A 23306-nucleotide genomic window follows, 5' to 3' on the forward strand; every position below is an offset into this window, starting at 1 on the left:
GTGTGCTGGACCAGAAGGTCGACGATGACTGCTGCTCGCGCACGCTCCCGCACGTCCCGATCACTGCTGGCCCTGCTGGCGGCGGCCGCCCTGACCGTCACCGGCCTGGTCGCGACGCCCGTCGCACCCGCCGCCGCTGCCCCCGGGGTGGTGACCCTCGTCGGCAGCCTGCAGAGCAAGGCCGGGTGCGCGAACGACTGGGACCCGAGCTGCGAGGCGACGGACCTCGCCCCGACCGGCAAGGCCGGCGTGTACGCCGCCGACCTGACGCTGCCGGGCGGCTCGTACGAGTACAAGGTCGCGTTCGACCGTGGGTGGGACGGCGCCGTCGGGCTCGACGGGGGAGCGGCGAACATTCCCCTGGTCACCGGTGGGACGGAGCAGCTGCGGTTCTCCTACGACGTCAGCACGCAGCGCGTCACCGTGACGCCGCTCGGCCTGGCGGCGGGGTACACGGCTGCCGACGACGGCCTCGTCGGGAGCCCGGTGCGGGAGGCGGGCAGCGGGAACCAGTACTACTTCGTGATGACGGACCGGTTCGCCAACGGCAGCACGGCGAACGACACGGCCGGGCTGGGGACGGACCGGCTGGTGTCCGGGTTCGACCCCACCGACAAGGGCTTCTACCACGGTGGTGACCTGGCCGGCCTGACGTCGAAGCTCGACTACGTCCACGGCCTGGGGACGACGGCGATCTGGCTGACGCCGTCGTTCAAGAACAAGCCGGTGCAGGGCACCGGTGCCGACGCGTCCGCGGGGTACCACGGGTACTGGACCACCGACTTCACGCAGATCGACCCGCACCTGGGTACCAACGACGAGATGAAGACCATGATCGCCGACGCCCACGCCAAGGGGATGAAGGTCTACTTCGACATCATCACCAACCACACGGCGGACGTGATCAGCTACGCGCAGAACCAGTACGGGTACGTCAGCCAGGCGGACAAGCCGTACAAGGCGGCCGACGGGACCGTGATCCCGGACATCGGTGCACTGGCGAACTCGCCGAGCTTCCCGACGTTCGACCCGGCGACGTCGTTCCCGTACACGCCCGTCGTCGCGCCGGCCGATGCGAACGTCAAGGTCCCGTCCTGGCTGAACGACGTGACGCTGTACCACAACCGCGGCGACTCGACCTACACCGGGGAGTCGACGACGTTGGGCGACTTCTCCGGTCTGGACGACCTGATGACGGAGAACCCCAAGGTCGTCAGCGGCATGGAGCAGATCTACGAGTCCTGGATCGACCTCGGCATCGACGGCTTCCGCATCGACACCGCGAAGCACGTGAACTTCGAGTTCTGGAAGGCCTGGACGCAGCCGGTGCTCGACTACGCCCACACGCACGGCAAGCCCGACTTCTTCATGTTCGGCGAGGTGTACGACGCCGACTCGGAGAAGACGGCGCCGTACGTGCGGGACACGGCGATGAGCTCGGTGCTCGACTTCTCCTTCCAGTCGGCGGCGACCAGCTACGCCAAGGGCGGGTCCGCCAAGTCGCTGCAGGCGCTGTACGCGTCCGACGACCGGTACACCACCACGCACTCGTCGGCCGATGCGCTGCCGACCTTCCTCGGCAACCACGACATGGGCCGCATCGGCTACTTCCTGGCCGGGCAGCCCGACCCGATGGCGCGCGACGAGCTCGCCAACGACCTGATGTTCTTCTCCCGCGGCCAGCCGATCGTCTACTACGGCGACGAGCAGGGCTTCGCCGGCACCGGCGGTGACAAGGACGCCCGCCAGGACATGTTCGCGACGCAGACCGCGTCGTACGCCAACCAGCCGCTGGTCGACGGGACGACGGCCGGGTCGAAGGACCGCTACGACACCACCTCCGTCCTCTACCAGCACATCGCCGCGCTGTCGGCGCTGCGGTCCGGCAACCCGGCCCTGGCCCACGGCGCCCAGATCGAGCGGTACGCGCAGGACGGCACCGGGGTGTACGCGTTCTCGCGGGTGGACCGCACCGAGAAGGTGGAGAACCTGGTCGCGGTGAACAACGCCGCGACCTCGCAGACGGTCACGTTCACCACCCTGACCCCGGGCGCGAGCTACACCGCGCTGTACGGCGGTGGCTCCGGCGTGACGGCCGACGGGTCCGGCAAGGTGACGCTGACCGTCCCGGCGCTGTCCGCCGTGGTGCTGCGGGCCGACCGGCAGGTGGCCGCGGTGCCGTCCCGCACGCTGTCGGTGTCCGTGCCGAGTGCCGGTGCCGGGGTGTCCGGGCTGACGCCGGTGGCGGCCGACGCGACCGACGGGTGGGGCGAGACGAGCTTCGCGTACCGGGTGGTCGGGTCGGGGACCTGGACCGGGCTCGGCACGGCGGAGAGCGGTGCGCCGCAGGTGTTCGCCGACGTGTCCGGGCTCGCACCCGGCACGCTGGTGGAGTACCGCGCCGTGTCCGTCGACGCGGCGGGCGACCGCGTCGCCTCCTCCACCTACGCCTCGGTGGGCAACCGGGTGGACGGGGTGGTGGCCGGGGGCGGCACGGGGACCACGCTGCAGGTGAGCGTGCCGGGCAGCTTCAACGCGGCCGTGGGCTGCGCCGGTGACTGGGCGCCCGACTGCTCCGCGATCGCGCTGACCAAGCGGGCCGACGGCGTGTACGCCGGCACGTTCACGCTGCCCGCCGGCTCGTACGAGTACAAGGTGGCGATCGGCGGCAGCTGGAACGAGAACTACGGCGCCGGCGGCGTGCCGGGCGGGGCGAACATCGCGTTCACCACCGCCGGCGGGCCGGTGACCTTCTACTACGACGCGACGACGCACTACGCGCAGAACACCGCGCAAGGGCCGATCGTCACCGCACCCGGCTCGTACCAGTCGGCCATCGGTTGTTCCGCCGACTGGGCGCCGGACTGCATGGGGTCGTGGCTGGAGGACCTCAAGGGTGACGGCGTGTACACGTTCACCACGTCGGCGATCCCGTCCGGGTCCTACCAGGCGAAGGCCGCAGTCGGGCTCAGCTGGTCGGAGAACTACGGCGCCGGCGGCGTGCCCGGTGGCCCGAACATCGACTTCACCGCGACCACCGGCAAGCAGGTGACGTTCTCCTACACCGCGGCGACGCACGTGCTGACCATCGTCAACAGCAGCCCGCCGCTGCCCGGCACCGGGCAGGAGCTGGCGCAGTGGGTGGACGCCGGCACGGTGGCGGTGCCGCCGTCGCTGGTGCCGTCAGGGACCGATCCGGCCGCGCTGACGTGGACGCTGCGGTCGTCGCAGGCGGGCGACCTGGCCGTCACCGACGGCTCGCTGTCGGGCACGGGGACCGCGCTGCCGCTGTCCGTCGTGGCCGGCGGCCTCACCGCCGACCAGCTGCACCGGTTCCCCGCCCTCACCGGGTACCTCGCGCTGCACGTCGGTGCGGACCGAGCGGCGGTCGCCGCGGCGCTGACCGGCCAGCTGCGGCTGGTGCAGCAGGACGCCACCGGCGCGCTGACGGCGTTCACCGGGGTCCAGGTGCCGGGCGTCCTGGACGACCTGGACGCGGCGTCGGCGCAGACCCGGAAGCTGGGTGTGACGTGGGCCCGCGGGGTGCCGAGCCTGGCGGTCTGGGCACCGACCGCACAGCACGTCTCGGTGGTGCTGGACGCCGCTGCGGCAGGTGGGGCACCGACCGTCGTGGACACCACCCGGCAGCCCGACGGCACGTGGACGGTCGCCGGTGACCGCAGCTGGAAGGACCGCGGCTACCTGTACCGCCTCACGGTGCCGACCGCCGACGGGGTGGTGACCAACGACGTCACCGACCCCTACTCCGTGGCGCTCACCACCAACGCGACCCGGTCCGTGGTCGCCGACCTGTCCGACCCCGCGCTCCAGCCGGACGTGTGGCGGACGGCCAAGGCGCCGACCATCCCCAACGAGTCGGCCCGCACCGCCTACGAGCTGCACGTGCGGGACTTCTCGGCGACGGACAGCACCGTCCCGGCCGGCCTGCGCGGCACCTACGACGCGTTCACCGTCGAGGACAGCGCCGGCATGACGCACCTGAAGGACCTGGCCAGGGCGGGTCTGAACACCGTGCAGCTTCAGCCCGTCTTCGACTTCGCCACCGTCAACGAGGACAAGAGCACCTGGCAGCAGCCGGCGTGCGACCTGGCCTCGCTGCCGCCCGCATCCGACCAGCAGCAGGCGTGCACCTCGGCCGTGGCCGCCAAGGACGGCTTCAACTGGGGCTACGACCCGCTGCACTGGCTGGCGCCCGACGGCTCCTACGCGGTCCGAACCGACGGTCCGGCGCGCACAGCGGAGGTGCGCTCGATGGTCGGCTCCCTGCACCGGGCCGGTCTGCAGGTGGTGCTCGACCAGGTGTACAACCACACCTCCGCCAGCGGGCAGTCGGACGCCTCCGTGCTCGACCGCGTGGTGCCGGGCTACTACCAGCGGCTCGACGCCAAGGGTGCGGTGCAGACGTCCACGTGCTGCTCCAACGTCGCCACCGAGCACGCCATGGCCGGCAAGCTGATGGTGGACGGCGTGGTGCTGTGGGCCCAGCAGTACAAGGTCGACGGGTTCCGCTTCGACCTGATGGGCTTCCACTCGGTGCAGAACATGAAGGACGTGCGTGCAGCTCTCGACAGGCTGACGCTGAAGCGCGACGGCGTGGACGGGTCGAAGGTGGCCCTCTACGGCGAGGGCTGGAACTTCGGCGAGGTGGCCGACAACGCCCTGTTCACGCAGGCGGTCCAGGGTCAGCTCGGTGGGACCGGGATCGGGACGTTCAACGACCGGCTGCGGGACGCCGTCCGCGGCGGCAGCCCGGTGGACTCGTCCTCGGTGCAGGCCCAGGGCTACGGCAGCGGGCTGGGCACCGACCCGAACGGGGTGGCGGTCAACGGCACGCCCGCCCAGCAGGCGGCCGCACTCGCCCATGCCGAGGACCTGATCAAGGTGGGGCTCGCCGGGAACCTGCGGGCGTTCACGTTCACCGCGTCGGACGGCACCGTGAAGCGTGGTGACCAGATCGACTACAACGGTCAGCCGGCGGGCTACGCCGACCAGCCGGACGAGGTGGTCAACTACGTCGACGCGCACGACAACCAGACGCTGTACGACGCGCTGGCGCTCAAGCTGCCGAAGGCGACCACGATGGCCGACCGGGTGCGGATGCAGACGCTCTCGCTCGCCGCAGCGACCCTCTCGCAGAGCCGCGTGATGTGGCTGGCTGGCACCGACCTGCTGCGTAGCAAGTCGATGGACAACGACAGCTACGACTCGGGCGACTGGTTCAACCGGATCGACTGGACGGGCACCAGCTCCACGTGGGGCTCCGGCCTGCCGCCTGCGGCGAAGAACTCCGGTCAGTGGCCGGTGATGGCGCCGCTGCTCGCCGACCCGGCGCTGAAGCCGTCCGCGGCTGACATGGCGGCCGCCACCGCCCAGGCGCAGACGCTGCTGACCATCAAGGCGTCCAGCCCCCTGTTCCGGCTGGACGACGCCGCCGCGATCGAGCAGAAGGTCAGCTTCCCGACGACGGACCCCGGCGTGATCGCGATGTGGATCGACGACACCCGCGGTGCCGATGTCGACAAGGCCCGCGACGGTGTGCTGGTCGTCTTCAACGCGACCACCACGCCGGTCAGCGAGCACCTCGCGGGGCTCAGCGGCCACGCGCTGACGCTGTCGAAGGCCCAGGCGCACGGGTCCGACCCCGTGGTGAAGACGACCCGGTGGGACAACGCGACGGGAACGGTCACCGTGCCGCCGCGGACGGTGGTGGTGCTGGAGCAGAAGCAGCACGGTGCGTCCTGGACCGGACCGTGGGGCGGTGCGTGGTGGTCGGCCGGGCCGTGGTCGTCGGGCGGTGCCGCGTCGTCGGGCGGCCCCTGGTCGTGGGGCGAGCCGTGGTCGTGGCTGTGGTCCTGGTCCCGCGGCTGACCGACCGAAGCACGCAGTGAGCCACGCGACGTCAGCCGTGCCGGTGCGCTGATCGCCTCCGGTCCCGGGCGGGTACCCGGAGACCGGAGGCGATCAGCCGGCGGATCAGCTGGTGCCCGTCGACCGGCTGGGCGCCGAGGGCCACCAGCTCCTCGTACCGGTGCTGCGGCACGTCGTAGTGGTCCAGGTCGAACGCCCGGGTCGGCAGGCCGGCGCGCTGCGCGAACTCGTGCAGCTCGTCGTACGACTCGTCGCTCACCAGGTGGCTCCACACGGTGCCGTGCCGGGGCCAGGCAGGCGGGTCGACGAGGACGGTCATCCCGCCGAGGGTAACCGCCTCGTCAGTCGGACTCCCGTGCGGCGCCTCGACCGGACGGACGGCCTGGTCAGCCCGCTGCGAACAGCCGGGACGCCGCGGCCTCCGCGTCGGCATAGGTGCGCGACGCGCTGGTCATCGCCGCACTGATCTGGGTGAGCGACTGCTCCACCTTGCCCTGCGTGGCGGACCAGTCGGCGACCAGGCCGGCGAAGGCGCCGGCAGCGGCACCGCGCCACCCGGCCTGCAGCTCGGTCAGCTGGCGGTTCATCGCCGCGACCTCCGCCTGGATGGAGGCGACCCGTGCCTGGACACCACCGGCTGCGCGGGCCAGCTCGGCTGCATCGACCTCGTAACGACTCATCGGACCTCCCGTGCCCCACCGGGCTGCCGGGCGGGCAGCTCTCGACGACGGGGCGCGGCCGACGCTAGGGATCCCGCAGGGACGCGCGGCCGTCGAACGGCGCCGGCACCCGATCGCACGGACGGCTGCCGGGCTGGGGACGGATGAGGTCCGACTCAGGCGGGCGTGCTCGTCGTCGACGGCGCCTGGCTCTCCGATGCGGAGGTCCCTGCGCCGTCGCCCGCGGCCGTCGCCCCGCTCGCGCCGGACCCGGCAGCGAGCTTCGCCAGCTCCTTCTCCACCCGGGCGAGCTCGGCGGTCAGGTTCTGCCGGGCCGGCTCCTCCCAGCGCTCGGACAGCGGGCTGACGAACAGGCGTGGACGGCCCAGCAGCTTGCGCAGGATGTGCTCGCGGGCCGCGAGGAACTTGTCCACCGGGACGTGGGCGTACTCGGCGCGAAGGTCCTCGAGGTAGGCGCGGTACTTCTGCGGCTCGGTGGCCAGCATCGCCAGGTCGGCGTCGCACAGGACGGCGCTGTCCGGGTCGGCCGGGTCCGGGTTGTGCCGCGCCAGGCGGACCACCAGGTCGTGCACCCGCTGCGCCTTCTCGGCGGAGACGCCGAGCGCGGTCAGCTCGTCGTACGCCAGACGTGCGCTGGCCACCTCGTCCTCGCCGCCGCGGTTGGCGTACGCCGCGCGCTCGGCCGAGTCGAAGATCGCCCCGTGGTACCAGGCGGCGAGCCGCACCACCTCGGGGTCGTAGGTCTCCTCCGTCAGCTCGTCCACCCGGGCGATGACGTCCACCAGGTGGCGGAGGTTGTGGAAGTGCCGCTCCGGAGCGGTCCACCTGGCCAGGAGGGCCTCACCGGTCCTGCGGATCTCGTCGGCCTCGGCGGTACCGCCGACTGCCTGGACGCTGCGGACGAACGCGGACAACAACCACTGTGGCGCGTCATGGACGCCCATGGATCGACCTCACGGCTGGTGACTAGGACGAGTCATCGTAGCCTCAGGCCCTGTCAGCGGCCTCTCGAGGCCGGCCGGCCCGATCGCCCTCGGGTGCGGGGTCCGTCGCCTGCGCATCGCGCCTGGTCACAGCGCCGCGATCGGCTGGGTCGGCGTTCTCGGCCACGGGCGGGGCGTCGGTCTCGTCCTGCTCCTCGACCTCGTCGGGGACCGTACCGGCGGGTACCGCGGGCAGCACCACGCGCACCGTCGTGCCGCCACCGGGCGTCTGCGCGAGCGTCACCTGGCCCGAGTGCGCCGAGACGATGGCCGCGACGATCGCCATCCCCAGACCCGCTCCGCCGGACTCCCGCGTCCGCGAGGCGTCCACCCGGTAGAAGCGCTCGAACACCCGGGCGGCGTGCTCCGGGTCGATGCCGGGCCCGTGGTCCCGCACCTCGATGATGCCGACGCCGGGGGCGGTGCCGACGGCGATCTCGACGGGCGTGCCGGCGGGCGTGTGCTGCACCACGTTGCCGACCAGGTTGGCGACCACCTGTCGCAGGCGGGCGTCGTCGCCGAGCACCAGCGTGGCGCCGGCCGTGCCGCTCGGGTCGAGCGGTGCGAGGCGGGCGGGCCGGTCGGGGTCGAGCGCGCGAAGGTCGCTGATGGCGTCGGCCGCCAGCACCGTCAGGTCCACCGGCTGGTGCGCGATCGGCCGTCCCTCGTCGAGCCGGGCCAGGGCGAGCAGGTCCGCCACCAGCGTGCCCATCCGCGTGGCGGAGCCCTCGATGCGGCGCATCGTGTCGTCCACCTGGTCGGCACCGGTCAGGGCGCCCATCCGGTACAGCTCGGCGTAGCCGCGGATGGTCGCCAGGGGAGTGCGCAGCTCGTGCGACGCGTCGGCGACGAACCGGCGCATCCGGGACTCGGAGGCGGTGCGGGCGTCGAACGCCGCCTCGATCTGCGTCAGCATCCCGTTCAGCGCGACGCCGAGGCGACCCACCTCGGTGCTCTCCGGCGCGGTGCGCACGCGGCGGGACAGGTCGCCGGCGGCGATCGCCGCGGCCGTCTCCTCGATGCGGCCCAACGGCGCGAGGGACCGTCGCACCGCCCAGCCGGCGGCGAGGCCGCCGAGCAGCACGATGCCGACGCCGGACAGCAGCAGCACCGAGACCATCGTGCTGGTGGTGTCCCGTGCCTCGGCCAGGGGCAGCGCGATCAGCACCCAGCCGCTGGCGTCGTTCGTCGGGTACGCCACCGCCCGCCAGTGCGATCCCGCGACGGAGGAGTCCACGCTGAACGGTCGGCCACCCAGCGCAGCCGCCTGCGCCGGGGACAGGGCCGGCACGTGCGGCTCGCCGTAGGTGTCCACGACGCTCTGCGACCGCCAGGTGAACGACTGCGCGCCCTCCACCTCGAGGCGCACGTAGTAGTCGGACGGCCCGGCCGCCTGGTACAGCCCGTTGCGCAGCGCGTTGACCCGCTGGCTCGCCAGCGCCGTGCCCTCGGTGCGCAGCTTGTCGTCGATCTGCGCGACCAGCGAGCGCTGCAGCAGGGCGGTGCTGGTGATCCCCGCCAGCACCAGGCCGACGGCGATCAGCACGGTGGCGACGGCGACCAGCCGGCCGCGCAGCGGCACCCGGTCCCAGGCCGCCGCCCACCGCGTCGGCAGACGGAGTGCCGTCACGACTGCTCGCGCAGCAGGTAGCCGACGCCCCGCTTCGTGTGGATCAGCGGAGGCAGCCGCCGGCCCTGGGTGTCGTCCAGCTGGTCGACCTTGCGCCGCAGGTAGGAGATGTAGGACTCGACGATGTTGGCGTCGCCGCCCCAGTCGTACTGCCACACGTGGTCGAGGATCTGCGCCTTGGACAGCACGCGGCCGGCGTTGAGCATCAGGTAGCGCAACAGCTTGAACTCGGTGGGGGACAGGTCGATCAGCTGACCGGCGCGGCGGACCTCGTGCGAGTCGTCGTCCAGCTCGAGGTCCGCGTAGCGAAGGACCTGCGAGTCGTCGTCCACCCGCTGGGTGCGGCGCAGCACCGCGCGGATGCGGGCGACGACCTCCTCGAGGCTGAACGGCTTGGTCACGTAGTCGTCGCCGCCGACCGTCAGGCCCTGCACCTTGTCGGCCGTGTCGTCGCGCGCCGTGAGGAACAGCACCGGCACGTGCTGACCCTTCTCACGCAGGCGCCGGGTGACGGTGAAGCCGTCCATGTCCGGCAGCATCACGTCCAGCACCACCAGGTCCGGCTGCACCTCCTTTGCCAGGCGCAGTGCGGAGCTGCCGTCCGCCGCGGAGCTCACCTCGAAACCGGCGAAGCGCAGCGACGTGGCGAGCAGCTCACGGATGTTGGGCTCGTCGTCGACGACGAGCAGCCGAGCCTCGGGCGCACCGGACGCAGCGTTCATCCACCCAGTGTGCGACGACAGTCTGGGAGTGCGCTGGACGTCACCTGCGCGTGCGGAAGGCCTGGTCGGTGTCGTGGCGGAGCCCGGCCCGTGGCCCGCGCGTGTGAGCGATAACATCGATCCGGGCTCGCGCGGCGTGGCGCACGGCGTCGCCCTGTACCTTTCTGCTCCATGACGACTGTCCAGATCGAGGCCGGCGACCGCCTCGACCCGATCGGCGCGCCCCGCGCGCGCCTGACCGTGCTGCAGAGCTCCCCGAGCTGCGGTCTCGACCGGTTCGCCGAGTGGCTCGGCGACGTCGACGTGCAGCTGGTCCGTGCGGACCTCGGCGAGCCGGTGCCGACCGCCGCCGAGGTGGGCCACGGCCTCCTGGTGCTCGGCGCCGAGCTGTCGGTGTACGACGACGAGCGGGCGCCGTGGCTGCCGGCCGTCCGCGACCTGCTCGCGGAGACCAGCGCGACCGGCGTCCCCACGCTGGCGATCTGCCTCGGTGCCCAGCTGCTGGCCGTCGCCCGCGGCGGCCGCGTGCAGGTGGCCGCCCCTCCCGGGTCGGAGGCCGGCGTGGTCAACGTCCGGTGGCGTCCGGAGGCGGAGTCCGACGCGCTCGTCGGACCGCTGCTGCAGCCGTGGCAGGCACGGCGGCTCACGCCGCAGCCGGCGATGCACGACGACGCGGTGGTGGAGCTGCCGCGCGGCGGCGTGTGGCTCGGCTCGTCGGCGATGTACCCGTACCACGCCTTCCGGATCGGGTCCGCCTGGGGCCTGCAGTTCCACCCGGAGACCTCGCAGGAGACCCTGCGTCAGTGGGCGGAGGCCGCCGGGCACGACGCCGAGACGGTCCTCGCCGGGTGGGCGGGTCAGGACGAGGCGCTGACCCAGTTCAGCCGGGGGATCGCCGAGCAGCTGGTGGCGCTGGTGCGGTCCCGGGCCGACGAGGGCTCCTTCGTCCCGGCCTGATCCGACCGCTCTCGTCATGACGAAGGGCCCCCGGCGCGTGCCGAGGGCCCTTCGTCATGCGTGCGCGATCAGGTTCAGGACTGCGGCCCCGCGGCGATCTGCGGCGTGACCGGCGTCGCCGGCAGCTGGGCGGGCTCGGCGCCGGCCTTCAGCGCGGCGAGGCGGGCCTCGACCTCGATCTGCGAGTCCGACGACTCGAGCTCGGCGAACTGCGAGTCCAACGAGCTGGCGGCGAGCTCCGCCTGCCCCTGCGCGTAGGCCTCCTCGTGCCGCACCCGGTCCTCGAACCGGGCGAGCTCGCTGGTCGGGTCGAGGACGTTGATCGAGCCGATCGCCTCCTGCACCTGACGCTGCGCCTGCGCCGACTTCTGCCGCGCGACCAGCGTGTCGCGGCGGGACTTCAGCTGGCCCAGCTTGTCCTTCATCATCGCCAGGCCGGTCTTCAGCTTGTCCACCGAGTCGCGCTGCGAGGCGAGCAGCGGCTCGGCCTCCTTGACCTCGTTCTCGGCGGTGATCTGCCGGCCGATGGCGACCTTGGCGAGCGCGTCGAACTTGTCGGCGTTGGCCGCGTCACCGGCGGCGCGGTACTGGTCCGCGCGGCTCGAGGCCGCGACCGCCTTGCGGCCCCAGTCGGTGGCCGCCGCGACGTCGGCGTTGTAGTCCTGCTCCGCCAGGCGGAGGTTGCCGATGGTCTGCGCGATCGCCTTCTCCGCCTCGGCGATCTCGTTGGTGTAGTCCCGGACCAGCTGGTCCAGCATCTTCTGCGGGTCCTCCGCCTGGTCGATCAGGGCGTTGATGTTCGCCTTCGCCAGCTGGGCGATCCGCCCCAAGATGGACTGCTTCTCCGTCATGCGCGTGCCTTCCTGTCGAGTCCCGCTCGTGCTGCCGATGTGCCGGTCACTGCCACGTCGCTGCCACCACCTGCCGAGGATCAGAAGCCCCCACCGTCCCCGCCGCCGCCGAAGCCGCCACCGAAGCCCCCACCGCCGAAGCCGCCGCCGTCACCGCCGCCGCCGAAGCCGCCGCCTCCGCCCCAGCCGCCACCGCCGTGGCCCCAGCCACCGCCGCCGCGCAGGATCGAGTCGATCAGGATGCCGCCGAGGATCATGCCGCCGAGGTTCCCGCCGCCACCGCGGCCGCCGCCCCAGGGGCCGCCGCGCTGGTCGTCGGACCGCTGCACGTCGTCCTGGGCGATCCGGCCGGCCTCCGCGACCAGCTGCTCGGCGCGCTGGGCGGTGGCCAGCGCCCCCTGTACGTCGGTCTGGCGCTGGGCGACGGCCTGGTCACGCAGCCGCTGACCCTCCGCGAGGCGGGTACGGGCCTCCGGCCCGACGGCACCGCGGCGCGTGTCCACGTAGTCGGTGGTGGCGCGCAGCGCGGAGTCGAGGCGGCCGAGGGTCTGGTCGAGCAGGCCGAGCGCGCGGCGGTTCGCCTCGTCCTGCTCTCGGGACGGGGCGAGCGCGGCGTCGAGCGTGGCCTCGGCGGCGGCGATGCGGCGCAGCGCGGCCAACGGGTCACCGTCGCCGGCCCGGGCAGCCTGGGCTGCGGAGACCGCGGCGCTCGCCTCGGTGGCGGCCGGAGCGACGCGGGGGTCGCCGGGGGCCAGGCGGGCGGCGTCGGAGAGGTCACCGGTGATGGACGCGATCGCGGCGTCCAGACGGGAGCCTGCCGCGGCGAGGTCGTTGCCCGCCGAGTCGACGGCGTCCAGCAGCGTGGTCGCCTGGTCGAGGGCCGTCTGGGCGGCCCGGGCGTAGCCGACGGCTGCGCCGCGGTCGCCCGAGGCGAGGGCCTGGCGGCCCGTCGCGAGCGTCCCCGTGACGTCGTCGAGCAGGTGGGACGCCTGGTCGGGGTTGGCCGTGACCGAGGCCAGGGCGGACGCCGGGTACCGCGAGGCCAGGGCGGCGAGGGTGGTGCGCGTCGGCTCGACGCGCGACCGCAACGTGGCGACGGCGCGCTCGTGGCCGTCGAGGGCGTCGCCCACGTGCGCCTCGAGGTCGCGCAGGCGGTCGAAGTCGTCCTTCTGGGCGTTCAACGCGGCGGACACCTGCGCGCACAGCCGCAGGATCTGCGCCGAGGTGGCGCGCACCTGCGCCTCGGTGTCCGGGACGTCGTCGTCCAGCGTCTGGCGCAGCCGGAACGCCTCGGTGATCTGCTGCTTGCCGTCCGCGAGGACCTTCTCGAACTCCCGCGTCGCGTCCGGGCCGAACTCCGCCTGGGCGAAGCCGAGCTCCTGCTCGGAGGACCGCAGGGCGTCGTCGAGCCCCACCAGCGCGGAGGCGGACCGGCGGTCCAGCTCCGCGGTCGGCAGCTGGGCGTACTCGTCGGCGGCCGTGGCCACACGCGTCGACCCGGCGGTGTCGGCCATCGGGCCCGCGAGGGCACGGCGGCGGTTGCGGCTGACGACACCGGCGATGACCGCGATCACGACGATGACGATCAGCCCCACCACCAGGAGGGCTCCGAACGTGCCGGCGGCGTTGCTGGTGGGCGTCGTACCGGTGCTGGAGCCGCCGCTGCCGGCGGCGCTGCGCAGGCCGTCCGCGGCGGTGACCGCCGCCTGGGCCCAGCTGTCGGTACGCAGCTGGTCCTCGACCTTCGAGGCGACCTGCTGCACCTCGGTGCTGGTGATCGCGCCGGACGACGACGGCGCCAGCATGTAGCGCCGGGCGCTGGTCGCGACTGCGAGGACGAAGTCCTGCGAGCCGAGGCCGGACTGCTTGGCGGCCTGCTGCGTCCAGGTCAGCGGGTCGGTGCCGGAGAAGTCGGGGACGAACACGACGTACAGCTGGTACGGGGTGTCCTTCGCGAGGCGGTCGAGCGCCGCCTGCACCGTCGCGGTGTCGTTGCCGAGCACGCCGGAGTGGTCGGTGATCTCGCCGGACAGGGTCGGTGGCGCCTCGGCGCTCGCCGGCAGCCCACCGGCCAGGATCACCCCGCCCACCAGGGCGATCGCCGCACCTGCCCGCGCCAGCACTGCCGCCACCCTGCGCACCACACGATCCTTTCTCACCGGTCCGACCGCCGCAACGAGTTCACGGTACGGACGGTTCCACCCGTCGCGAACGCCGCCGGCGTGGCGGTGCGGCACGGTGGTCGGCCGGTGGGTCAGGGGGTCAGGCCGGGTCGGGCGCCTGGTCCAGGTCCTCGGCGTCGACGATCGTGTAGGAGTAGCCCTGCTCCGCCAGGAACCGCTGCCGGTGCGCGGCGAACTCCTGGTCCACCGTGTCCCGCGCTACGACCGCGTAGAAGTGCGCAGTGCGCCCGTCCCCCTTCGGCCGCATGATCCGGCCGAGGCGCTGGGCCTCCTCCTGGCGGGAGCCGAACGACCCCGACACCTGGATGGCGACGGACGCCTCCGGCAGGTCGATGGAGAAGTTGGCCACCTTGCTCACGACGAGCGTGGACAGCTCGCCGGTGCGGAAGGCGCCGAACAGCCGCTGGCGCTCGCGGACGGTCGTCTCGCCGGTGATCAGCGGGGCGTCCAGGTGCTCGGCCAGCTCGTGCAGCTGGTCCAGGTACTGGCCGATGACGAGCGTCTGCTCACCCGCGTGCCGGCGCACGATGCGGTCGACGACGCCGTTCTTGCCACCGGCGGTCGCCGCGAGGCGGTACTTGTCCTCCGGCTCGGCCGTGGCGTACGTCATCCGCTCGTGGTCGGGGAGGGTCAGCCGGACCTCCGTGCAGAGGGCCGGGGCGATGTACCCCTGGGACTCGATGTCCTTCCACGGCGCGTCGAACCGCTTGGGGCCGATCAGGGAGAACACCTCGTCCTCGCGGCCGTCCTCGCGCACCAGGGTGGCGGTCAGGCCGAGGCGGCGACGAGCCTGCAGGTCCGCGGTCATGCGGAACACCGGCGCCGGGAGCAGGTGCACCTCGTCGTAGACGATCAGGCCCCAGTCGCGGGCGTCCAGCAGCTCGAGGTGGCTGTAGACGCCCTTCCGCTTGGTGGTCAGCACCTGATAGGTCGCGATGGTGACGGGCCGGATCTCCTTCCGGGAGCCGGAGTACTCGCCGATCTCGTCCTCGGTCAGCGTGGTCCGTGCCACCAGCTCGTCGCGCCACTGCCGGGCGCTGACGGTGTTGGTCACCAGGATCAGCGTCGTCGTCGAGGAGCGGGCCATCGCACCCGCGCCGACCAGCGTCTTGCCGGCGCCGCAGGGCAGCACCACCACGCCGGACCCGCCGTGGAAGAAGCCGTCGATCGCCTGCTTCTGGTACGGCCGCAGCGACCAGTCCTCCTCGAGCAGCCCGATGTCGTGCTTCTCGCCGTCGACGTAGCCCGCCAGGTCCTCCGCCGGCCAGCCCAGCTTCACCAGCACCTGCTTGAGGTGCCCGCGCTCGGAGGCGTGCACCACCACGTCGGTGTCGTCCAGGCGGGCGCCGAACAGGCCGGCGGTCCGCTTGGACCGCATCACCTCCGCCAGCACCGCCCGGTCCAGGGCGTGCAGCACCAGGCCGTGCACCGGGTCGGACACCAGCTGCAGCCGCCCGTAGCGGGACATCGTCTCGGCGACGTCGACCAGCAGCGCGTGCGGCACCGGGTAGCGGCTGTACAGCAGCAGGGTGTCGATCACCTGCTCGGCGTCGTGGCCCGCGGCGCGCGCGTTCCACAGGCCCAGCGGCGTCAGCCGGTAGGTGTGCACGTGCTCCGGGGCGCGCTCCAGCTCCGCGAACGGGGCGATGGCCCGACGGCAGGCGTCGGCGAGGTCGTGGTCGACCTCGAGCAGCAGCGTCTTGTCGCTCTGCACGATCAGGGGGCCGTCGGTCACTGCGCTCCTTCGGGTGCTGCTTCGGGTGCTGGGTCGGGCGTGTGCTGCGCGGTCGCCGGCCGGGCGCGGTGCACCGAGGCGATCCGGTGCACCGCCACGGTCAGCTCGGCCTCACGGGCGGGGTCCACGGCGCGCAGGCGCCCCCCGTCGACCCGGACCGGGACCAGCAGCCGGCGGTCCAGCTCGCCGCGGGCGCCGACCAGCTCCACCCACACCGGGGTGCGCTCGTCGGCCGCCTCGCGCAGCAGCAGCAACGCCAGCGCCGGGTCGGCTGTTCCGTCCGGGACGTCCGCGCGGTCCGGCACCGGCGCGGCGGCCCGCTCGTGCATCCGGACGGTCCCGGCGCCGGGGTCGCCCGGACTCGGCGCACCCGCGGCCGGCGCGGGCGGTGGGCCGGCCTCCGGGCTCACCGGCTCGAGCGCCGGCAGGTCGGCGGCGAGCTGCGGGACGGCCTCCTCGGCCCTCCGCAGGCGTGGGACCAGGGCGGTCGCGCGGGCGAGGGCCGAGTGCTCGTCGTCGGACGCCGGCTGCGCCTGCGCGCGCGACGGGCGCACCCGCACCCGCAGCGGTGCGGCCTGCGCGTGCACGACGGAGCCGTCGGGCCCCTCGAGCACCGGCGCGAGACCGCGTTCGCGCAGCGCCTCCACCAGCTCAGCGGGCGGTACGGACGCCGCGAGCACGGTCGGCGCCAGCAGCACCAGGCCGAGCGACGCGAACCGGGGGTCGTCCGGGAGGCCGGCCAGCAGAGCCGGGTCGTCGGCGCGCAGGTAGGCCACCGCCGCGCCGGCCCGCAGGCGGCCGTGCCGGCGGGCCGCGTCGCGCACCAGGTACTCCAGCGGCTGCGGCACGTGCCCGCGGGACACCGCCGCCAGCTCGCCGAGCAGGTCGTCGGCCGTCGCGCCGGCGTCCAGGCCCGCGCGCAACGACTCGGGGGTGAACCGGACGGTCAGCGCGCCCCCGCGGGACTCCACCGTCGCCGTCCGCGCCAGCAGGGCCTCGAGGCGCGGCGACGGCCGCCCCGGCACGATGCCGGTGAGGTCCGCCTGGAGGACCAGCTCGTCCACCGTCTCCGGCAGGTCGGCGGTGAGGGCGGCGGCCGGCGCCGCGGGGTCGTCGGTCAGCAGCGCTCGCCCCGCCGGGGACAGCGCACCGGCGCCGGTGACGCCCAGGCGCGCCGCTTCGGTGAGCAGCCCGCGGACCACCGCCTCGGGGGGCACGGACCGCGGCGCCCGCCAGCGGAGCACGTCGAGCACCCCGCCCGCGCCCGGACCGAGCCCCTCCGGGGCCGTCGCGAGCACCTCGAGCACCGTTCGCCGCACGCGCGGCGCCCACCGGCGGTGCAGCTCGGGGTCCAGGGCGGAACGGGCGGCGCCACGGTCGTCGCGGGTCCCCACCAGCCACGGCGTGCGCATCGTGTCCCGCCAGGCCGTCGCCAGCGCCGCCCACCGCTCGGGCAGGCTGCGCGCCGCCCAGCCGTCGACGAGGTCGGTCGGCACGAACGCCGGCGGGTCGCCGCCGTCGTCCACCACCAGGCCGGCCGCGGCCGCCAGCTCGGCGACGAACGCCGCCTCGTCCTCGTCCACCTCCAGCCGCTGCGCCAGCCGGCGCAGGTCCCGCACGCCGAGGCCACCGGCCCGCAGCACCGCCGGCGGCGTGCGGCCCCACGCGTCGACCAGCACGCCGACCAGGCGCACCGTGCGTTCCGCGGCGGCGGCCGACTCGGCCCCCACGAGAGACGCCGGCCAGCGGCGTCCCACCGAGGGCGTCGGCTCCCGCACGACCTCCGGGTGGGTGCGACCCCCGCGCAGGGCGAGGGCGACGGCGCGCGGCAGGACGACGTGTCTCGCGTCCGTCGCCCGCAGGGCGCCCCGCCGCACCAGCCACGCGACGGTGCGGCCGGCCGCCGTCGACGGCTCGGGGGCGATCCCGACCGGTGGTCCCCACGTCAGCGCCTCGAGGACGGCGCGGGCGCCGGCCGGTGCCTCGGCGAGCAGCGCGTGCACGTCCGCGGGCGGCGGGGGCACGCCGGGACGGGTGGGCGTCACAGCGGGAGCGGCGAGGCCCGCGGGGTAGGGGCCGAGCACCTCGGCGAGCCCGGGGCTCGGGTGCAGGCGGCCGGAGTCGTCGGCCCAGACGAGCGCCCGCGCGACGGCGTCGTCCAGGGCGCGTCCGACGAGCGCACGGTCCTCGACGGCCGTGCCCGCGACCGCCGCGAGCACCTCGTCCCGCGTCGGCGGCTCCTCGGTCGCCAGCGCGACGACCGCCTCGAGCGCCTGCAGCATCGCGGCGTCGACGACGGCGAGCGCCCGTTCCAGGCTCATCCGCGAGGTGGCCCGCACGGCCAGCGACGCCAGCGTGGCCGGCGACGGGCTGCCCAGGTCCGGCCGCAGGCGCAGCAGCGTGACGAGCTCGTCGTCGGTGCGCGCGCGCAGCTGGTCGGTGAACGTGGACATCCGCACCACGATACGCACGTCGTGGTGGTCGGCCGTCGGCCGGCCGGCGCCGCGGGAGGGGCGGAGGCGCGCTCGCGACGCCGCTGCCCCCTGCCGTCGGGAGCCGGCGTCGAGCATGATCGGCGACGGGTGGACGTCCGCTCCGCCGCAGGGCCGGGGACGGGAGGACGTCATGGCGGCGAGCCGGACGCGGGTGGTGGTGGCCAGCACCGCCGGGATCTTCGTCGAGTCGCTGGACTGGACGATCTACGGGTTGCTGGCGCCGTACTTCGCCGGCCAGGTGTTCCCCGGCCACGACCGCGTGACGCAGGTGCTCGGGGCCTATCTCGTCTTCGCGGCCGGGTTCGTCGCCCGCCCGCTCGGGTCCTTCCTCATGGGGCGGATCACGGACACCCGGGGCCGGCGTGCGGGTCTGCTCGCGTCGGTGTCCCTGATCGCCCTCGGCTCGGCGGTCATCGCGCTGGTGCCCACCCACGCCGCGATCGGTGCGTGGTCCGCCGTGATCGTCGTCGCCGCCCGGCTGCTGCAGGGCATCGCGATGGGCGGTGAGGTGGCCACCGCCGCGACCTTCGTCGTCGAGTCCGCACCGCCCGAGCGACGGCACCGCTACGGCGCCTTCGCCTACTCCGGGGACGCGTTCGGCACGCTCGCCGGGACCATCGTGCTGGCGGTGCTGGTCGGGGCGCTCGGCGTGTCGGGCGTGCAGTCCGGTGGCTGGCGGATCGCCTTCGGCGTGGCCGCGGCGTGCGGGCTGCTGGCGCTGTGGATCCGCACCGGCGTGCCGGAGACGCCCGTGTTCGAGCAGGCCCGCGCCGCCGGCCCGGTGCCGGTGCGGCCCCTGCTGCGGGCACACCGTGGGCGGATGCTGCTGGCCTTCATGCTCACGATCGGCTCCACCATGGGTGTCTACTTCGGGTCGGTGTACCTGCCGGAGTTCGCTCAGCACACGGGCCGGTACACGGCCGACCAGGCCACGGCCGTGCAGCCGATCGCCCTGGTGGCGCTGGTGCTGGCGATGATCGCGTCCGGGTTCCTCGCCGACCGGTTCGGCCCGCTGCCCGTGATCCGCGCAGGGTTCACGGCCGCCGCGGTGCTCGTCGTGCCCCTCATGCTCGGGCTGGCGCACGGCTGGCTCCCCTACGCCGTGGCTGGACCTCTCTTCACGGCCGGGGTCGGGCTGTAGCTGGGCGTGACCCCGGTGGCAGGCGCGCGGCTGTTCCCCGTGCCGATCCGGGCCGTCGCGCTCGGCGTGCCGGCCGGCACCGCGATCGCCCTGTTCGGCGGCACGTTCCTCTACGCGGCGGAGTGGTTGATCGACCACGGCGCGTTGGGCTGGGTTCCGGTGTATGCCGGGATCGGGCTGACCGTCTCGGCGATCGGATCCTGGCTGGTGCACGAGCGGTTGATGTACCCGGTGGACACGTTGGCGGGCACGCTCGCGGGGGAGCGCGCGGAGCAGCGCCCGACGACGGCACCGGTGACGACGACGGAGGAGCTGGCATGACCCTCGACAGGACCACCCTCACCGCGCTGCGCACCGAGGCGGCCGCCCAGCTGCCGGACGTCGTCGCGCTGCGGCACTCCCTGCACCGCGTCCCCGAGCTGGGGCTGCGCCTGCCGAAGACCCAGCAGCTGGTGCTCGACGCGCTCGACGGTCTGGACCTGGAGATCACCACCGGCACGGCCCTCGACTCCGTGGTGGCGGTGCTGCGTGGCGGCCGTCCGGGCCCGGCGGTGCTGCTCCGCGGCGACATGGACGCGCTGCCGGTCACGGAGGACACCGGCGAGGAGTTCACCTCGCAGCACCCCGGGGTGATGCACGCCTGCGGCCACGACCTGCACGTCGCCGGCCTGGTCGGCGCCGCCCGCCTGCTGGCCGCCCGCCGCGCGGACTTCCCCGGTGCCGTGGTGCTGATGTTCCAACCGGGGGAGGAGGGCGACGGCGGCGCCCGGTTCATGATCGAGGAGGGCGTGCTCGACGCCGCCGGCTCCCGGGTGGTGGCCGCCTACGGGCTGCACGTCATGGCGTCGCTGGTGCCGGCGGGCGGGTTGGTCAGCCGACCGGGGCCGATCCTGGCGGCCGCCGACGAGGTACGGATCACCGTGCTGGGTCGCGGCGGTCACGGCTCGATGCCGCACCTGGCCGCCGATCCGGTGCCCGTCGCCGCCGAGCTGGTGCTGGGCCTGCAGGCGATGGTCACCCGGCAGTTCGACGTCTTCGACCCCGTGGTGCTCAGCGTCGGCCGCCTCGAGGCCGGCACGGTGAACAACGTCATCCCCGACACGGCGTCCATCGCGGCGACCGTGCGCTCCTTCTCCACCGTCAGCCGCGCGCGTGCCGAGGAGTCGATCCGACGGCTGTGCGAGCACGTGGCCGCCGCCCACGGCATGGCGGCTCGCGTCGAGTGGCTGGCCGGCTACCCGGTGACGATCAACGACCCCCTGGAGTTCGACCGGGCCGCCGAGCTGGCGCGCGGGCTGGTCGGCGATGCCGGGTTCGCGGTCGCACCGCAGCCCATCCCGGGGTCGGAGGACTTCTCCTACGTGCTGGAGCAGGTGCCGGGGGCGTTCCTCGGCCTGGGTGCGACACCACGCGGCGTCGACCCGGCGACGGCTCCGTACAACCACTCGCCGCAGGCCCGGTTCGAGGACGCGGCGCTCGCCGTCGGTCCGGCGATCCTGGCCGCGCTGGCGATGGACCGGCTGGCGCAGAGATGACGGGTAGGAATGCCGATGCGGAGGAGCGTGCTGCGAGGAGGCGGGCCGGTTGGGACTTCCTGATCGGACGAGTCGTCGATGACGTCCGCAGCACCCTGCGGCTTCTCACGATCGTGTCGGTGTGCATGGCGATCGGCGCTGCGATCTTCGGCGCAGCCAATCCGCAGGAGCGAGAAGGCGCAATGTTGTGGGCACTGGTCGTTCTCGTGCTCGCCGCTCTTCTCGGTGCGATGTGGGCCGCAGCCGAACGGTGGCGCCGAGCTCGGGGCAGTCGTGCGACAGGTCGCCCGCTCGATCAGTGACGGAGTCCCCGCCGCACCGACCGAGCAGAGAGATGGGAGGACCCACATGGACGAGGACCTGCTCCGTTCCCTGTTCGATCGCGAGGACGTCGATCCTCGGTGCTACTCGTTCGGCAGCTCCGCTCCGGACGAGGGGTACTGCCTCGAGGAGACCTATGGGGGCTGGAGCGTCTACTACTACGAACGCGGGTATCGCCGGGACGAGCGGACCCACGGCGACCTCGATGCGGCCTGCCTTGACGTGCTCGAGTGGGTACTGCGTGACCCCACGACGAGACGTCGGACCTGAACCGAGACTGCGGGCGAAGTCCCAGGCCGAAGGCTCAGCGGCCGGCGTGCTGCACGCACGTCGTGGCGGTGGGCCGCACGGCCAGCCGCTCGGCCGCGATCGGCTCACCGCCGACGGCGCAGATGCCGTAGGTTCCGTCGTCCAGCCGCGCCAGCGCGGCATCGACCTCGGCCAGGGCGCCCCGGGCGTCGCCGGCCAGCGCCTCCAGCTGGGCGCGCTCGAACGCGATCGTCGCGCCCTCGGGGTCGTGCTCGTCGTCGACGTTCGCGCCGCGCGCCGCGTCCACCACGTCGGACCGGCTCGTCGTCACCCCGGCCAGCCGCGCCTCCACCGCCGCGCGCAGGCGCAGCAGCCGACGCCGCGCCTCGGCGCTCGGTCCGCTGCGATCCGTCGGCGTGCTCATCCGCCCAGCACAGCACGCCACCCCCGTCCGCGCCCGGGCCCGACAGCTGCCGCAAGCCCGGCCACGGCCCCAGGCGAAAACGCTGGGGTGCGGCCGGTAGCCTGGGCTCGTCTGTGTTCTTACGAGGCGAGGGGTGTTCCGTGCCCACCGGCAAGGTCAAGTGGTTCGACGCCGAGCGTGGTTTCGGTTTCATCGCCAGCGATGACGGCGGTGAGGTGTTCCTGCACGCCTCCGCGCTGCCCGCGGGTGTCACCGCACCCAAGCCCGGCACCAAGGTGGACTTCGGCGTGGCCGACGGGCGACGTGGCCCGCAGGCCCTGTCCGTGACGCTGCTCGACCCGGTCCCGTCCGTGGTCAAGGCGCGGCGTCGGCCGGCCGACGAGATGGCCGTGGTGGTCGAGGACCTGATCAAGGTGCTCGACAAGGTCGGCAACGACCTGCGCCGCGGCCGTTACCCCGAGAAGGAGCGCGCCACGAAGTACGCGCAGCTGCTCCGGGCGGTCGCCGACGACCTCGAGGCCTGACGTGGCGGCCACCAAGGACGCCGTCCTCGAGCGCGCGGTCGACCTCGCGCGCGAGGTGGCGGTCGAGCTCGCAGAGGACCCGTCGGACGTCGGCGAGTACCTCGGCGCGGTGCAGGAGGCGGAGCGCCTCGTCGCGCACCGGTTCGCCAGCCTGGCGCGCGGCTACCGCGGCTGGGAGTGGACGGTCACGGTGGCGCGCGTGCCGCGCGGCCGGGTGGCGACGGTGTGCGAGGCGGAGCTCCTGCCGGGCGCCGACGCGATCCTGGCCAAGGCGTGGGTGCCGTGGTCGCAGCGGCTGCGTCCCGGCGACGTCGGCCCTGGCGACGTGCTGCCCTTCCGGCCGGACGACCCGCGGCTGGAGCCCGGGTGGACGCCCACGGGTGACGACGAGCAGGACGGCGTCGCGATCGACGAGCTGGCGCTGGCCCGCGTGCGGGTCCTCTCGCCGGTGGGCCGCGAGGAGGCCGCCGAGCGGTGGTACCGCGGCAGCCGTGGGCCGACGTCGCCGGGTGCGCTCGCCTCGGCGGCAGCCTGTGCGACCTGCGGGTTCATGGTGCCGGTGCAGGGTGCGCTCGGTCAGGTGTTCGCCGTCTGCGCCAACGAGTGGTCGCCCGACGACGGGCGCGTCGTCAGCCTCGACCACGGCTGCGGTGCCCACTCGGAGACCGATGTGGAGCAGCCGCCGAGCGAGTGGCCGGCCCCGGACCCGCTGATCGACGAGTCGGCGCTCGAGGTCATGGAGCTGGTGCGCACGCCCGTCGCAGCGCCGCAGGCTGCGGTCGTGCCGGAGCCGGAGTCTGGCCCCGAGCCCGAGCCCGAGCCCGAGCCCGAGCCCGAGCCCGAGCCCGAGCCCGTGACCGAGCCCGTGACCGTGACCGAGCCGGAACCGGAGACGGAGCCCGAGCCGGCGACGCCGCCCGAGCCCGTCACGGACCCGGACCCGGAGCCGGTGACCGAGCCCGAGTCCTGACCGCCCCGGCGTCCTCG

At 73.9% G+C, this 23306-nt stretch carries 18 protein-coding genes; 8 read left to right on the forward strand and 10 right to left on the reverse strand.

Annotation, left to right across the window (positions count from 1 at the left end; translation table 11 throughout):
* Window positions 1–24 precede the first annotated feature (24 nt).
* Complete coding sequence (gene pulA, locus QMF98_RS02680; RefSeq protein WP_337974537.1) at window positions 25–5889, forward strand: pullulanase-type alpha-1,6-glucosidase; 5865 nt, start codon at window positions 25–27, stop codon at window positions 5887–5889.
* Window positions 5890–5920: 31 nt separating this feature from the next.
* On the opposite strand, the gene QMF98_RS02685 is transcribed toward pulA, so the two are convergent.
* From QMF98_RS02685 to QMF98_RS02705, 5 genes are all read right to left on the reverse strand, one after another.
* Window positions 5921–6208, reverse strand: a complete 288-nt coding sequence (locus tag QMF98_RS02685; protein WP_291764017.1) for a DUF4031 domain-containing protein — start codon at window positions 6206–6208, stop codon at window positions 5921–5923.
* Between the two features lie 67 nt (window positions 6209–6275).
* Window positions 6276–6569, reverse strand: a complete 294-nt coding sequence (locus QMF98_RS02690) for a WXG100 family type VII secretion target (protein ID WP_291764015.1) — start codon at window positions 6567–6569, stop codon at window positions 6276–6278.
* A gap of 155 nt (window positions 6570–6724) precedes the next feature.
* On the reverse strand, window positions 6725–7513 hold the full coding sequence (locus tag QMF98_RS02695; RefSeq protein ID WP_337974538.1) for an HD domain-containing protein: 789 nt from the start codon (window positions 7511–7513) through the stop codon (window positions 6725–6727).
* Between the two features lie 43 nt (window positions 7514–7556).
* The gene (locus tag QMF98_RS02700; protein ID WP_337974539.1) at window positions 7557–9182 is read right to left on the reverse strand and encodes a sensor histidine kinase; all 1626 of its coding nucleotides are present in this window, start codon (window positions 9180–9182) and stop codon (window positions 7557–7559) included.
* On the reverse strand, window positions 9179–9904 hold the full coding sequence (locus QMF98_RS02705) for a response regulator transcription factor (protein WP_337974540.1): 726 nt from the start codon (window positions 9902–9904) through the stop codon (window positions 9179–9181). Before QMF98_RS02705 ends, QMF98_RS02700 begins: the two co-directional genes overlap by 4 nt.
* 171 nt (window positions 9905–10075) lie before the next feature.
* On the opposite strand from QMF98_RS02705, the gene QMF98_RS02710 reads away from it, so the two are divergent.
* Complete coding sequence (locus QMF98_RS02710; RefSeq protein ID WP_337974541.1) at window positions 10076–10861, forward strand: type 1 glutamine amidotransferase; 786 nt, start codon at window positions 10076–10078, stop codon at window positions 10859–10861.
* A gap of 74 nt (window positions 10862–10935) precedes the next feature.
* Here the strand turns inward: QMF98_RS02710 and QMF98_RS02715 are convergent, their stop codons facing one another.
* From QMF98_RS02715 to QMF98_RS02730, 4 genes are all read right to left on the reverse strand, one after another.
* Entirely contained in the window at window positions 10936–11712 is a 777-nt protein-coding gene (locus QMF98_RS02715; RefSeq protein ID WP_337974542.1) for a PspA/IM30 family protein, read from the reverse strand.
* Window positions 11713–11792: 80 nt separating this feature from the next.
* A complete protein-coding gene (locus tag QMF98_RS02720; protein ID WP_337974543.1) occupies window positions 11793–13844 on the reverse strand; it encodes a TPM domain-containing protein in 2052 nt (683 codons plus the stop codon).
* A 130-nt stretch (window positions 13845–13974) separates the two neighbouring features.
* Window positions 13975–15630, reverse strand: coding sequence for a DNA repair helicase XPB (locus tag QMF98_RS02725; RefSeq protein ID WP_337974544.1), 1656 nt, complete (start codon window positions 15628–15630; stop codon window positions 13975–13977).
* Window positions 15627–18083 (reverse strand): helicase-associated domain-containing protein, encoded by a 2457-nt coding sequence (locus QMF98_RS02730; protein WP_337974545.1) that lies wholly within the window; start codon window positions 18081–18083, stop codon window positions 15627–15629. The genes QMF98_RS02725 and QMF98_RS02730 overlap by 4 nt, the downstream gene beginning before the upstream one ends.
* Window positions 18084–18255: 172 nt before the next feature.
* Between QMF98_RS02730 and QMF98_RS02735 the strand changes: the two genes are divergently transcribed.
* The 4 genes from QMF98_RS02735 to QMF98_RS02750 all read left to right on the forward strand — a co-directional run bounded on the left by QMF98_RS02735 (window position 18256) and on the right by QMF98_RS02750 (window position 21392).
* Window positions 18256–19266 (forward strand): MFS transporter, encoded by a 1011-nt coding sequence (locus QMF98_RS02735; RefSeq protein ID WP_337974546.1) that lies wholly within the window; start codon window positions 18256–18258, stop codon window positions 19264–19266.
* A 6-nt stretch (window positions 19267–19272) separates the two neighbouring features.
* The gene (locus QMF98_RS02740) at window positions 19273–19587 is read left to right on the forward strand and encodes a hypothetical protein (protein ID WP_337974547.1); all 315 of its coding nucleotides are present in this window, start codon (window positions 19273–19275) and stop codon (window positions 19585–19587) included.
* A complete protein-coding gene (locus QMF98_RS02745; protein WP_337974548.1) occupies window positions 19584–20801 on the forward strand; it encodes a M20 metallopeptidase family protein in 1218 nt (405 codons plus the stop codon). Before QMF98_RS02740 ends, QMF98_RS02745 begins: the two co-directional genes overlap by 4 nt.
* A 348-nt stretch (window positions 20802–21149) precedes the next feature.
* Complete coding sequence (locus QMF98_RS02750; protein ID WP_337974549.1) at window positions 21150–21392, forward strand: hypothetical protein; 243 nt, start codon at window positions 21150–21152, stop codon at window positions 21390–21392.
* A gap of 34 nt (window positions 21393–21426) precedes the next feature.
* On the opposite strand, the gene QMF98_RS02755 is transcribed toward QMF98_RS02750, so the two are convergent.
* The gene (locus QMF98_RS02755; protein ID WP_337974550.1) at window positions 21427–21795 is read right to left on the reverse strand and encodes a TraR/DksA family transcriptional regulator; all 369 of its coding nucleotides are present in this window, start codon (window positions 21793–21795) and stop codon (window positions 21427–21429) included.
* Between the two features lie 140 nt (window positions 21796–21935).
* On the opposite strand from QMF98_RS02755, the gene QMF98_RS02760 reads away from it, so the two are divergent.
* Window positions 21936–22319 (forward strand): cold-shock protein, encoded by a 384-nt coding sequence (locus QMF98_RS02760; protein ID WP_263731584.1) that lies wholly within the window; start codon window positions 21936–21938, stop codon window positions 22317–22319.
* 1 nt (window position 22320) lies between these two features.
* The gene (locus QMF98_RS02765; protein ID WP_337974551.1) at window positions 22321–23289 is read left to right on the forward strand and encodes a DUF3027 domain-containing protein; all 969 of its coding nucleotides are present in this window, start codon (window positions 22321–22323) and stop codon (window positions 23287–23289) included.
* Window positions 23290–23306 lie beyond the last annotated feature (17 nt).

Source organism: Cellulomonas sp. NTE-D12 (assembly GCF_027923705.1).
Classification (GTDB): Bacteria; Actinomycetota; Actinomycetes; order Actinomycetales; family Cellulomonadaceae; genus Cellulomonas.

Coding starts and splice junctions, on each gene's coding strand:
- QMF98_RS02715 (WP_337974542.1), bottom strand. CDS start 11,712: ATGACGGAGAAGCAGTCCATCTTGGGGCGGATCGCCCAGCTGGCGAAG.
- QMF98_RS02730 (WP_337974545.1), bottom strand. CDS start 18,083: ATGTCCACGTTCACCGACCAGCTGCGCGCGCGCACCGACGACGAGCTC.
- QMF98_RS02705 (WP_337974540.1), bottom strand. CDS start 9,904: ATGAACGCTGCGTCCGGTGCGCCCGAGGCTCGGCTGCTCGTCGTCGAC.
- QMF98_RS02695 (WP_337974538.1), bottom strand. CDS start 7,513: ATGGGCGTCCATGACGCGCCACAGTGGTTGTTGTCCGCGTTCGTCCGC.
- pulA (WP_337974537.1), top strand. CDS start 25: ATGACTGCTGCTCGCGCACGCTCCCGCACGTCCCGATCACTGCTGGCC.
- QMF98_RS02755 (WP_337974550.1), bottom strand. CDS start 21,795: ATGAGCACGCCGACGGATCGCAGCGGACCGAGCGCCGAGGCGCGGCGT.
- QMF98_RS02685 (WP_291764017.1), bottom strand. CDS start 6,208: ATGACCGTCCTCGTCGACCCGCCTGCCTGGCCCCGGCACGGCACCGTG.
- QMF98_RS02745 (WP_337974548.1), top strand. CDS start 19,584: ATGACCCTCGACAGGACCACCCTCACCGCGCTGCGCACCGAGGCGGCC.
- QMF98_RS02735 (WP_337974546.1), top strand. CDS start 18,256: ATGGCGGCGAGCCGGACGCGGGTGGTGGTGGCCAGCACCGCCGGGATC.
- QMF98_RS02690 (WP_291764015.1), bottom strand. CDS start 6,569: ATGAGTCGTTACGAGGTCGATGCAGCCGAGCTGGCCCGCGCAGCCGGT.
- QMF98_RS02750 (WP_337974549.1), top strand. CDS start 21,150: ATGGACGAGGACCTGCTCCGTTCCCTGTTCGATCGCGAGGACGTCGAT.
- QMF98_RS02710 (WP_337974541.1), top strand. CDS start 10,076: ATGACGACTGTCCAGATCGAGGCCGGCGACCGCCTCGACCCGATCGGC.